At 62.9% G+C, this 12431-nt stretch carries 9 protein-coding genes; 3 read left to right on the top strand and 6 right to left on the bottom strand.

The features are described 5' to 3' along the window. Positions 1 to 116 precede the first annotated feature (116 nt). The 5 genes from NKI06_RS04225 to NKI06_RS04205 form a co-directional block, all read right to left on the bottom strand. Positions 117 to 2393 (bottom strand): transglycosylase domain-containing protein, encoded by a 2277-nt coding sequence (locus tag NKI06_RS04225; protein ID WP_023704218.1) that lies wholly within the window; start codon positions 2391 to 2393, stop codon positions 117 to 119. Positions 2394 to 2823: 430 nt separating this feature from the next. Further along, a complete protein-coding gene (locus NKI06_RS04220) occupies positions 2824 to 3078 on the bottom strand; it encodes a GlsB/YeaQ/YmgE family stress response membrane protein (RefSeq protein ID WP_023704219.1) in 255 nt (84 codons plus the stop codon). 105 nt (positions 3079 to 3183) lie between these two features. Continuing rightward, a complete protein-coding gene (locus tag NKI06_RS04215; protein WP_023683046.1) occupies positions 3184 to 3390 on the bottom strand; it encodes a hypothetical protein in 207 nt (68 codons plus the stop codon). Positions 3391 to 3470: 80 nt separating this feature from the next. Then, complete coding sequence (locus NKI06_RS04210; RefSeq protein ID WP_023698188.1) at positions 3471 to 4091, bottom strand: ribonuclease D; 621 nt, start codon at positions 4089 to 4091, stop codon at positions 3471 to 3473. 77 nt (positions 4092 to 4168) lie between these two features. Beyond that, positions 4169 to 5554, bottom strand: coding sequence for a M20/M25/M40 family metallo-hydrolase (locus NKI06_RS04205; RefSeq protein ID WP_352984182.1), 1386 nt, complete (start codon positions 5552 to 5554; stop codon positions 4169 to 4171). A 444-nt stretch (positions 5555 to 5998) separates the two neighbouring features. On the opposite strand from NKI06_RS04205, the gene polA reads away from it, so the two are divergent. Together polA and NKI06_RS04195 are read left to right on the top strand one after the other, a co-directional pair. Next, positions 5999 to 8926, top strand: coding sequence for a DNA polymerase I (gene polA, locus NKI06_RS04200; RefSeq protein WP_023744079.1), 2928 nt, complete (start codon positions 5999 to 6001; stop codon positions 8924 to 8926). Between the two features lie 7 nt (positions 8927 to 8933). Then, positions 8934 to 9422, top strand: a complete 489-nt coding sequence (locus tag NKI06_RS04195) for a macro domain-containing protein (protein ID WP_023728547.1) — start codon at positions 8934 to 8936, stop codon at positions 9420 to 9422. An 8-nt stretch (positions 9423 to 9430) separates the two neighbouring features. Here NKI06_RS04195 and NKI06_RS04190 read toward each other — a convergent pair whose 3' ends face one another. Continuing rightward, entirely contained in the window at positions 9431 to 9835 is a 405-nt protein-coding gene (locus tag NKI06_RS04190; RefSeq protein ID WP_023669789.1) for a Fur family transcriptional regulator, read from the bottom strand. 295 nt (positions 9836 to 10130) lie between these two features. On the opposite strand from NKI06_RS04190, the gene NKI06_RS04185 reads away from it, so the two are divergent. Then, positions 10131 to 12350 (top strand): caspase family protein, encoded by a 2220-nt coding sequence (locus NKI06_RS04185; RefSeq protein WP_023704223.1) that lies wholly within the window; start codon positions 10131 to 10133, stop codon positions 12348 to 12350. Positions 12351 to 12431 lie beyond the last annotated feature (81 nt).

Below are 12431 nucleotides of genomic sequence, written 5' to 3'. Positions count from 1 at the left end.
CCGGAGATGTAGCCGAATGCCGCGGAGGTGGCGAGAGGCCGAATTGTCACCGCAGCTCTCATATGAGGAACGGATTGCCAGCTAGCCATTGGTTTGAAGCCAGAATGACGAGCCGCTCAGCCGCCGCCGAGAATATCCAGGATTGAGGTTTTCCGCTTCTTGGCCGGGCCGCCGACGCTGCCCGGCGGTACCGGGTGCTTGATCGAGGCCGTGGTGCCGCCGTCGCCCGGCATGTTGAAACCGTCGGCATCGACCGTTTCGGCCGGACGGCGGACCGGTGCTTGTGCCGGTGCAGCAGCAGGTGCCGGCGCGGCAGCAGGCTCCGAACGGCTGACGGCCACGGCAGGCAACGGCGCCGCCTGATTGTTATCGACTGACGGAATATCGTCGGGCACGATGGTATCTGGAGGCGTCGATTTCCAGGTCCCGGGCAGCGGCCTGACCGGCACGCCTTCATGCGCCGCCACCATGAATTCGTGCCAGGCCTGTGCCGGCAACGCGCCACCGGTGACCTTCTTCATCGGCGTGCCGTCATCATTGCCGAACCATACGCCGGTGGTGAGGTTTGCGGTGTAACCGACGAACCAGGCGTCGCGCGAATTCTGGCTGGTTCCGGTCTTGCCGGCAGACGGCCAGGCGAAGGCCGCCTTCTTCGCCGTGCCGATCTCGACCGTGCCAGTCATCATCGAGTTCATCATGCCGACAATGTTCTGCTTGACGACGCGCGGCGCGCTGCCGCCATTGTCGTCATAGAGCACCTTGCCTTCGGTCGTGGTGATGCGGCGGATGAAATGGATGTCGGGCTTGTAGCCGCCATTGGCGAACGGCACATAGGCCGATGTCAGCTCCAGCGGCGTCACTTCCGAAGTGCCGAGCGCGATCGAGGTGTTGGCGATCAGATCGGACTGGATGCCCATGCGGTGCGCCGCCTCGACCACCGCGTCGGGGCCGACCTCCATGGTCAGCTGTGCCGCGACAGAATTCAGCGATTTCGCCAGCGCGGTCGCCAGCGTCACCTTGCCGAAATATTTGCCGCCGTAATTGTCCGGTGTCCACTTGCCGATCTTGATCGGTGCGTCGTTGCGCACGCTGTCGGGCGTGCGACCAGCTTCCAGCGCGGCCATATAGACGAACGGCTTGAACGCCGAGCCCGGTTGACGGCGTGCTTCGGAGGCGCGGTCGAACTGGCTCGTCGAATAGTCGTAGCCGCCGACCATGGCGCGCACGGCGCCGGAATTGTCGATCGAGACCAGCGCGCCTTGGCTGACATTGAGCTTCTTGCCGCTCTCGTCGATCAGCCGGCGGATCGACTCTTCGGCGAGCTTCTGCAGGTTGAGGTCGACGGTGGTGTCGACGACGATGTCGCTGCGCACGTCGCCGATCAAATCGGGCAGCTCTTCCATGATGGTGTCGGCGACGTAGTTTTCCGAACCGGTCCAGTAGGATGGCGCGCGCGTTGCCGGCGCGCTCATCGCCGAGGCCAGTTCCTTGGCGCTGATCTTGCCTTCGTCGCGCATGGCGGCGAGCACCAGCTGCGAACGCTCCTCCGCCGCCTTCGGATCCCGCGCCGGCGACAGTCGCGACGGCGCCTTCAAGAGGCCGGCGAGAAGGGCCGCCTCCGACAGAGTGACATCGCGCGCGCTCTTGCCGAAATAGCGGCGCGAGGCCGCCTCGACGCCATAGGCGCCGGAGCCGAAATAGACCCGGTTGAGGTACATTTCGAGGATCTGGTCCTTGGTATGCTTGTGCTCCAGCCACAGCGCCAGCAGCACTTCCTGCACCTTGCGCTCCAGCGTGCGATCGGGCTTCAGGAACAGGTTCTTGGCCAGTTGCTGGGTCAGCGTCGAGCCGCCCTGCGAGAAACGCCGGCCCAGAACATTGGTCACCATGGCGCGTGACAGGCCGATCGGGTCGATGCCGAAATGCGAATAGAAGCGGCGGTCCTCGATGGCGATGACGGCTTCCGGAATGTAGGGCGACATTTCGTGCAGGCCGACCGCCTCGCCGCCGCTCATGCCGCGGTTGGCAAGCAGTTGCCCGTCGACCGAGACGATCTTGATGTTGGGCGCACGGTCGGGGATCGACCAGGTGGTCGCCGCCGGCATCTTGGCGCCGTAATAGACGACGATGCCGGCCACGGCGATGCCGCCCCAGATGCAGAGCACGAAGCACCAGTAGAACATCCGGGCCATCACGCCGAAAAGGCCGCGCCGGGCTTTGCCTCGCTTGCCGCGTGACGATGATTTTGCCTTGGAGGTTTTGCGCGCCGAAGATGATTTGCGATTGGCCGGCACGACCCGATCCTCCTCGTTCACCGAAAAACCGGCCGCGGATTTCGCCTTTGGCGATCCCTCGAAGCTGGGTTCGATGCGACTGTCTCTGCGGTTCGCCATGCGTTGCGCTGTCTTCCCGGTATCAATGGCGCTCGGGTTGGAGGGTAGATGCGGCGGTTTAAGGGCGCGTTAAAGCAGGGTTTATGCACCCTTCTGGAATTCCTTAAGAATTTCTAAAATCCGCTGCCGCCAACTGGGTCCGAAAGGCGCATCCTCGCGGCCTGTCTGCCGCAAAAGGCAGAGGCCCTGGCTACCCCGAATATTTCAATTCTGCTGGATCGAAATGCCCTTGTCGTCGATCTTCAGTTCGACGCCCTTGGGCTTGGTCTGTTCGTGATAGACATATGCACCGGAGCGCGATGACCACGACAACGAGCGCGCCGACAAGGAGATAGAGAGTGTTCTGTTTCACGGCGCGCTCCTTTGGCAGCAATTCCAGGAAAGCACAGGCTTTCTCCTGAGGAATTGCGTTGAATGAAAACTTAGAGCGTCAAGCTCGCTTCAGAACCTTGACCAGCACCAGCAGGATGACGGCGCCGATCGTGGCGTTGATGATGGCAGCCAGAATGCCGCCGCCGATAGCGAAGCCGAGCCTTGGAAATAGCCAGCCGGCGATCAGGGCGCCGATAATGCCGACGATGATGTTGCCGATGAGGCCGAAGCCGAAGCCCGAGACGATGAGGCCGGCGAGCCAGCCGGCAATGGCGCCGATTATGATGAAGATGAGAAGGCTTTCGATGCCCATGACGCGTTCCTCCAGGAAGAGAGGCTACGGAGCGGAAGGCCCCGAATCGGCCTCCATATCAACGACTTCAGGCTATGCGAAAGCAGTTGCACCCGCCAGCGGCGCTCATTGATCGTCGTCATCGTCGCTGGAGACTGGCCGCCAGCTGGTCGGGTCGACCTTTTTCTGGGTATCGCTGTCGGTGTAGACCCACCAGGCGCCGTCGCGATATTGCCCGACGGATTCGCTGACGACGCCGGCGCCGTCCTTCCACAGAACAGTGACCTTGGATCCATCCGTCGGGGCGGTCGCTATCGGTTTGCGGTCTGCCACGTCATCCCCCTCATTGAGTCGACAGAACGCCACGACGCGTGTCTGGTTGCAAGGCTGCCGGAAGCGTTATCCGAAGGCCATCAGCTGTGGGCAAAAATATCCTCTTCGTCCCAACCCATCAAATCGAGCTTGGCACGCGTCGGCAGGAAGCGGAAGCAGGCGTCGGCTTCCTTGGTGCGCCCGTCCCGCGCCAGGCGTCCAGCCAGCACCTCGCGCAGACGGTGCAGATAGAGAACGTCGGAAGCGGCATATTCGAGCTGTTCGGGCGACAGGGTCTCGGCCGCCCAGTCCGACGATTGCTGCGCCTTCGACAGGCCGACGCCAAGCAGTTCGAAGCAGATGTCCTTCAAGCCGTGCCGGTCGGTATAAGTGCGGGTCAGCCGCGAGGCGATCTTGGTGCAGAACACCGGCTCCGGCATGACGCCGAAGGCGTTGTAGAGCACGGCGAGGTCGAAACGGCCGTAGTGGAACAGTTTCGATATGCCGCGGTTGCGGAGCAGGCTGACGAGGTTCGGCGCTTTCTTCTGGCCGGGCGCGATCTGGATCACGTCGGCCGAGCCATCGCCGGGCGAGATCTGCACCACGCACAGCCGGTCGCGGTGCGGGTTCAAGCCCAGCGTCTCGGTATCGATGGCCACCGCGTCGACATTGTAGTGGGCGAGGTCGGGCAGATCGTTCTTGTGGAAGCGGATGTCGGGCATAGTTGTCTCCGGATCGCGGCGTAACTCGTCCTCGCCGCGATCCGCTGAAAAATCAACAAGAAAACTTCCCAGCCTCCTCAGCGCGTCAGCGCATCGAGAATGCGCGCCCAGGAGCGCTGGCCCTTGTGGAAGGAGGTCAGCTCGTATTTCTCGTTGGGCGAGTGGATGCGGTCGTCGTCGAGGCCGAACCCGACCAGCAGCGATTCCATGCCGAGATAGGTCTGGAAGTCGCCGACCACCGGTATCGAGCCGCCGCTGCCCGTCGTCACCACTGGCTTCGGCCATTCATCCGACAGCGCAGTCTTGGCCTTGGCCAGGAATGGCGAGTCGTAGGAAAGCTGAATTGCCGGCCCGCCGCCATGCGGGTGGAATTCGACCGAACAGTCCCTGGGAATGCGCGCCTCGACGAATTCCCGGAACGCGGCGCGGATCTTCTCGGGGTCCTGCTTGTGGACAAGACGGAAGGAGATTTTCGATGATGCTTCCGCAGCGATCACCGTCTTGAACCCCTTGCCGGTATAGCCGCCGATGATGCCGTTGAACTCGGCCGTCGGCCGCGCCCAGGTCAGTTCCATCACCGAGCGGCCTTTTTCGCCCGACGGGATCGAGAGGCCGATCGGTCCGAGGAAGGTCTCGGCTGTCTCGCCCAATGTCTCCCAGGATTTCAGGATCTGCGACGGCGTCTCCTCGACCCCGTCATAGAAGCCGGGAATGGTGATGTGGCCGTTCTCGTCATGGATGTCGGCGAGGATTTTCGCCAGGATGCGGATCGGGTTGGCGGCGGCGCCGCCATAGAGGCCCGAATGCAGGTCGCGATCGGCGGCCTTGACGGTGACCTCCTCGCCGACCATTCCGCGCAGCGAAACGCAGATCGACGGCGTTTCGCGGTCCCACATGCCGGTGTCGCAGACCAGAGCGAAATCGGCCTTGAGCTCATCGGCATTGGCCTCGAGGAACGGCTTCAGCGACGGCGAACCGGACTCCTCCTCGCCCTCGAACAGGATGGTGATGCGGCAGGGCAGATTGCCATGCACCTGCTTCCAGGCGCGGCAGGCCTCGACGAAGGTCATCAGCTGCCCCTTGTCGTCGGCCGAGCCACGGCCGGTGATTACCTTGTGACCGGGCTCGATCTCCTTGACCGCCGGCGCAAACGGGTCGTTCTCCCAAAGCTCGATCGGATCGACCGGCTGCACGTCGTAATGGCCATAAAACAGCACATGCGGCGAACCGGCGGGGCCTTCATGGTGCGCAACCACCATCGGGTGTCCCGGCGTGTCGCGCACCGAAGCGTCGAAGCCGATCAGCTTGAGGTCCGCCACCAGCCATTCGGCGGCCTTGCGGCAGTCGGCGGCATAGTCTGAATCGGTGGAGATCGACTTGATGCGGAGCAGGCCGAACAGGCGCTCCAGGCTCTGGTCGAGATTTTTGTCGAGACGGTCGAGGACGGAGGAAATGGTGGACATTACTGCGGGCCTTTCTTTTCGGTGCCGGGACCGTAAAGGCAGCGCATCAAAACGAAAAGCCCGCGATCGTTGGACCACGGACCGTAAACACTTGTCAGAAGGCAAAAAAGAACCGCCGTGGTGGAGGGGAACCACGGCGGTCTTTTACTCGAAACGATGCGGCAGCCCGGAGAGGGGGGATAGGCTGCCGCAATTGTCCGGGATAGGCGGGGGACGGGCCTTGCTCCGGACTCGGCGAAAACTGCCGATGACCTTTATTTGTGTCTCGGATCGTGGCGTTTCAAGGGCACAAAAATTACACTTTTGTAACATAGCCGTGAGCGCCGAGGCAAACAGCAGCAGGACCTATCGGCAGGCAGGCTCTGTCAGCATGTCGCCGCAACACCTGTTGGAAGCCCGCCTTTGCCATGGACCGCGCCGTCCTGCCGCGCTATCCCTGCCGGCATGAAAAAAGGCGACCATCTCTTCCTTATCGACGGCTCCGGCTACATCTTTCGCGCCTATCATGCGCTGCCGCCGCTGACCCGCAAATCCGATGGGCTGCCGGTCGGCGCGGTCTCCGGCTTCTGCAACATGTTGTGGAAGCTGATGCAGGACGCCCGCAACACCGATGTAGGCATCGTGCCGACGCATTTAGCGGTCATTTTCGATTATTCGTCGAAAACCTTCCGCAATGATCTTTACCCGGAATACAAGGCCAACCGCAACGCACCGCCCGAAGACCTGATCCCGCAATTCGGTCTGATCCGCCAGGCAACCGTGGCCTTCAACCTGCCTTGCATCGAGATCGAAGGCTACGAGGCCGACGACCTCATCGCCACTTATGCCAGGCTGGCGTGCGAGGCCGGCGGCGACACCACTATCATCTCCTCCGACAAGGATCTGATGCAGCTGGTCGGACCCACGGTCGGCATGTACGACCCGATGAAGGACCGCCAGATCGGCATCCCCGAAGTCATCGAGAAATGGGGCGTGCCGCCGGAAAAGATGATAGACCTGCAGGCGCTGACCGGCGACTCCGTCGACAATGTGCCGGGCGTACCCGGCATCGGGCCGAAAACGGCGGCGCAGCTTCTGGAACAGTTCGGCGACCTTGACGGGCTGCTCGCCCGGGCCAGCGAGATCAAGCAGGACAAGAGGCGCGAATCCATCATCGCCAATGCCGACAAGGCGCGCATATCGCGCCAGCTGGTGACGCTGAAGAACGACGTGCCGGTGACCGACGGGCTCGACGATTTCGTGCTGCATGCGCCGGATGGGCCGAAGCTGATCGGCTTTCTCAAAACCATGGAATTCACCTCGCTGACCCGGCGCGTTGCTGAAGCGACCAGCACCGAAGCCGGCGATGTGCAGGCTGTCGCCGTCACCGTCGAGCGCGCCGACACCGCGCACGGCCCCGATGTCGGTTCCGGCATAGCGGCGCCTGCGGCAACACAGGATGAAGCCAAAACCGAAACCGCCAGGGCCGGCGACGCCCCTTCGCTGCTTGCCGCACTTCGCCTGGAAACGGCCGCTGCGGCCAAAATCGATCCCGCCGCCTATGTCGCCATCCGCGACACGGCGACGCTCAAGACCTGGCTGGCCCAAGCCAAGGAGACCGGGATCGTCGCCTTCGACACCGAAACCACGTCTTCCGATCCGATGCTGGCCGACCTCATCGGTTTCTCCCTGGCGATCGGCCCCGGCCGCGCCGCCTATGTGCCGCTCGCCCACAAGAGCGGCGCCGGCGACCTGCTCGGCGGCGGCACGCTGGAGAACCAGATTCCGGTCCGCGAGGCGCTGGCGCTGCTGAAGCCGCTGCTGGAAGACAAATCGGTGCTCAAGATCGCCCAGGACGCCAAATACGACATCGTCGTCATGAGCCGCCACGGCATCGATATCGCACCCTTCGACGACACGATGTTGATTTCCTATGTGCTCGACGCCGGCACCGGCCACCACACTTTGTCCTCGATTGCCGACAAATGGCTCGGCCATGCCACGACGCCGCTCAAGGACCTCGCCGGTTCCGGCAGAAGCTCGGTCGGGTTCGAGCAGGTCGACATCGACCGGGCGACCGCCTACGCCGCCGGCCATGCCGACGTAGCGCTGCGGCTATGGCAGGTGCTGAAGCCGCGGCTGGCCGCCAAGGGCCTGGTCTCGGTCTATGAGCGGCTGGAGCGTCCGCTGGTGCCGGTTCTGGCGCGTATGGAGCAGCGCGGCATCTCGGTCGACCGCCAGATTCTGTCGCGGCTCTCCGGCGAGCTGGCGCAAGGCGCGGCACGGCTGGAAGAGGAAATCTACGGCCTTGTCGGCGAGCGCATCAACATCGGGTCGCCAAAGCAACTCGGCGACATCCTGTTCGGCCGCATGGGCCTGCCCGGCGGCTCCAAGACCAAGACCGGGCAATGGTCGACCTCCGCGCAGCTTCTGGAAGACCTCGCCGCCGAAGGCCACGAACTGCCGCGCAAGATCGTCGACTGGCGTCAGCTGACCAAGCTGAAATCGACCTACACCGACGCGCTGCCCGGTTTCATCCATCCCGACACCAGGCGCGTGCACACATCTTATGCGCTGGCCGCAACGACGACGGGCCGGCTGTCCTCCTCCGATCCCAATCTGCAGAACATCCCGGTGCGCACCGCGGAGGGACGCAAGATCAGGACGGCCTTCATCGCCGACAAGGGCCAGAAACTGGTCTCGGCCGACTACAGCCAGATCGAACTGCGCGTGCTTGCCCACGTCGCCGAGATCCCGCAGTTGAAGCAGGCCTTCGCCGATGGCGCCGACATCCACGCCATCACCGCCTCGGAAATGTTCAACGTGCCGGTCGAAGGCATGCCGTCCGAAGTGCGCCGCCGCGCCAAGGCGATCAATTTCGGCATCATCTACGGCATCTCGGCCTTTGGGCTCGCCAACCAGCTGTCGATCCCGCGCGAGGAGGCCGGCGCCTACATCAAGAAGTATTTCGAGCGTTTCCCCGGCATCCGCGACTATATCGAGGCAACAAAGGCCTATGCGCGCGAACATGGCTTCGTCGAAACCATCTTCGGCCGCCGCATCCACTATCCTGAGATCCGGTCGTCAAACCCGTCGATCCGTGCCTTCAACGAGCGCGCCTCGATCAACGCCAGGCTGCAAGGCACCGCTGCCGATATCATCCGCCGCGCCATGGTGCATATGGACGAGGCGCTGGAAAAGGCCGGCCTGTCCGCCCGCATGCTCTTGCAGGTGCATGACGAATTGATCTTCGAGACGGTTGAAGCGGAAGTCGAGGCGACGATCCCCGTGGTGCGCAGGGTGATGGAGAACGCGCCGATGCCGGCCATCTCGATGTCGGTGCCGCTGCATGTCGATGCGCGGGCGGCGAACAACTGGGACGAGGCGCATTGAAGGTGCGATGATTGTCTTTGTCACGGGAGACCTGCTGGCCGCCAAGGAAAGCTATATCGCTCAAGGCGTGGCAGAGGGCAATCAAGAGGGCCTTGGCACCGGACTTGCGCTGAAGATTTCGAAAAAGTGGCCGAATGTGCAGGCTGCGTTCAAGAAATATGCTCGGACCGGCAGGTTTATTGGCGGTCATATCTGGACATTGGAGCCAGACGGCAATCGGCCGGGCTTCATTTATCTGGCAACCCAGCCAGATATGTATCACGCCACGCTTCCCTATTTACGGAAAGCAGTTCGCGGGCTTGTGAAATGGGCCGACAAAAACCGGGTAGAATCCATCGCCTTGCCAAAAATCGGGTCTGGCCTTGGCAAATTATCTTGGCTCGACGAGGTGAAACCCCTGCTTATGGAGCAGCTAACACCTGGGCCTACGCGGTACGTCGTCTATGAGACATTCTTGAACGAATTCGAGAATAGCGCACCGCCTCGGCTCAAGTAGGAAGCAAGCTAAGCCGCCTCAGCCAGGCACTTGGCACACGTCCCTCGAAACTCGATCACCGCCTTCTTCGCAGCAAACCCGGTCGAGCGCACCCATTCGTCCAGCCGATGGTCGACGTCATGGTCGGACATCTCCATCACCTGCCCGCATGTGTCGCAGATAGCGAAGGCTGTCATCGAATGCGTATGGTCGTGCGGTTCGGCGCAGGCGACGAAGGAGTTGAGGCTTTCCAACCGGTGCACGAAGCCTGACTTCACCAGGCTGTCGAGCGCCCGGTAAACCTGTAGCGGCGCGCGGAAACCGCGCTCGCGCAGCTGGTCGAGAAGCGTATAGGCGCTGAGCGGTCCGCTGGCGGCCTCGAGCTTTTCGAGCACGCTCAGCTGATTCTTCGTCAGCACATCCCTTGCCGCCATGATCCCGTTTTCCGATCGTTTAGAGCATGATGCCGAAAAGTGTGGAGCGGTTCTCGGACGACATCACGTTCCATCTGTTTGATCCAGCGCCGCTCGCAAATCATTTCTGCCATGCGACGGTCTCAATTCTCTTGAGATAGCGATGAAGCAGGCTTTTTGCCACTGTTTCCGTTATCGCCATCGACACCATGACCACCACCGCCGATTGACGGCACCGACCACATTCAAAATACTGACAAAATTCGCGACGAAAGGTGCCGCACTTGCAAATTCGATCGGGCTTGGGGAAGCAATTATGATCAAACTGACACGACGGACGCTGCTCGTCGGCACGTCGGCGCTTGTGGCTGCCGGTACGGTTTCGTTCCGCGCTCTCGCCGCCTCGCGCACCTATCACGCGCTGCTGGTTGCCTGCACCGACTATCCGAACCTGCCGCAGAAGAACTGGCTGATCGGGCCGAAGAACGATGCCGGCCTGGTGCGCGACTATCTCCTGAAGAACACGCCCGATCCGGTGAAGTTCTCGGCCGAGAATGTGATCCTGCTCGCCAAGGACGTCGAAGGCGCCAACGGCCCGCCGACGCATGCGGCGATCAAGGCCGCCCTTGCCGACCTCGCCGGCAAGGTGCAACGCGACGATTTCGTCTATCTGCATCTGTCGGGCCACGGCGCCCAGCAGCCGCAAGCCAAGGCCGGTGACGAGACCGACGGCCTCGACGAGATTTTCCTGCCGTCCGATATCGACAAATGGATCAACCGCGAAGAGGGCGTGCCGAACGCGCTGGTCGACAACGAGGTCGGCGCCGCACTCGACGCCATCCGCGACAAGGGCGCCTTTGTCTGGGTGGTGTTCGACTGCTGCCATTCGGGCACCGCGACGCGCGCCGCGGAAGTCGATGACGAACTGGAGCGCAAGGTCGAGTTCGCCGACCTCGTCGGCGGCGACAACGCGGCGAGAGCAGCGGCGGTGAAGGCCTATGACGACATCTCGGCAAGCGCATCGCGCGGTTTCGACGAGAATGGCGGCCGCAAGCCGGCCTTCAACCTGACGCCGACCGGCGCAGAGCCGATCGCCAGGGGCAAGCTGGTCGCCTTCTATGCCGCGCAGACGGTCGAGACGACGCCGGAAATGCCGCTGCCCAAGGGCACGCCCGACGCGCCGCGCTTCGGCCTGTTCACCTTCACCATCCTGTCGAAATTGGCCGAGAACCCCAACGTCACCTATCGCCAGCTCGGCCAGGCCGTGCTGCAGCAATATTCGGCCGACGGCCGCACAAGGCCGACGCCCCTGTTCGAGGGCGAACTGGACGCCCGCGTGTTCGGCACCGACAAGACCGACGCCGTCATGCAATGGCCGATTGCCGTCAAGGACGGCGATGTCGCGATCGGCGCCGGGCTGCTGCAGGGTCTGACCCCCGGCAGCAAGCTCGCCATTTTGCCTTCGGCGCTGTCGAAGCTCTCCGACGCCGTCGGCTATCTCGAAGTGAAATTGGCAAAAAACCTCGAAAGCCAGCTCGCACCGGTCGAATTCGACGGCAAGCCGGCGCTTGCGCCGACGGCGGTGCCCGCCGGCGCCTATGCGCGCGTTGCCGAACTCGCAGTCGACTACAAGCTGCTGGTGGCAAAGCCGGCGCCGACCGCAGGGCTCGATAAAGAAACCGAGCTGGTCAATTCGGTTCTGGACGAATTGGTGGCGAAGCCGAAGTCCGGCTTCCACATCGCGCTGGTCGAGCCCGGCAAGAGCGCCGATCTGCGGCTTGCGGTGCTGCGCGAAAAATCCATGGACGGCGCTGCCGCCAACGCCAGCGACGAACCGGCGCTGTGGTTCCTGCCGGCGTCCGGCGACATCAGCTTGAAGGACGGCAGCAAGCCGCCGCGCATCGTCATCCATCAGGATGGCCGCGACAAGCTTGCGGAAAACACAGCCAAGAACCTGACCACGATCTTCCGCGCCACCGGCCTGTCGCGGCTCGCCGCGGCGTCCGACTACCGGCCGGACGAGGTCAGCGTCCAGTTCCTGATCAAGCGCCAGGACAGCGATGTGCTGGAGCCGATCGAATCCTCGACGGTGCCGCGCGTTTCGCCGGGCGATCAGGTACACATTGCGGCCAAGAACGGGTCCGACGAGTTCGTCGACATCAACGTGCTCTACATCGGCAGCGACTATTCGATCACCCATATCGTCGCCGAGCGGCTGGCGCCGATCAACCAGCAGGCCGATCAGGGCCTGAAGGAAGGGCTGCTCGCCTTCACCGACACCAGCTTCGGCATGGAGCGCATGATTGCCGTGCTGACCGAGGCGCCGCCGCAGAGCGAGAAAGAGGATCTGAGCTTTCTTGCCCAGGAAGGCGTGCGCGCCGTGACGCGTGCCGCATCGGGAACGCCTGGTTTTTCCGACATGCTGGCCGACATCGGCATGGCGCCGGCGACGCGCTCGGTGATGCGGCTTGCCGACAAGAGCGGTCCCAAAGGCGCGGTGATGATCTTCCCGATGGAGACGGTGCCCCGCGCCTGACCTGACATCGCTTCGCCGGCTCTTGCCGGCGTGATATAGGAACATTCCCGGCTCGCGACACTTCTATGCGCCGCGGCTGGA

This window comes from Mesorhizobium sp. M0772 (assembly GCF_040320135.1).
Taxonomy (GTDB): domain Bacteria; phylum Pseudomonadota; class Alphaproteobacteria; order Rhizobiales; family Rhizobiaceae; genus Mesorhizobium.
The sequence above is the reverse complement of the archived record's forward strand: the minus strand, read 5'-3'. Positions and strand labels throughout refer to the sequence as shown.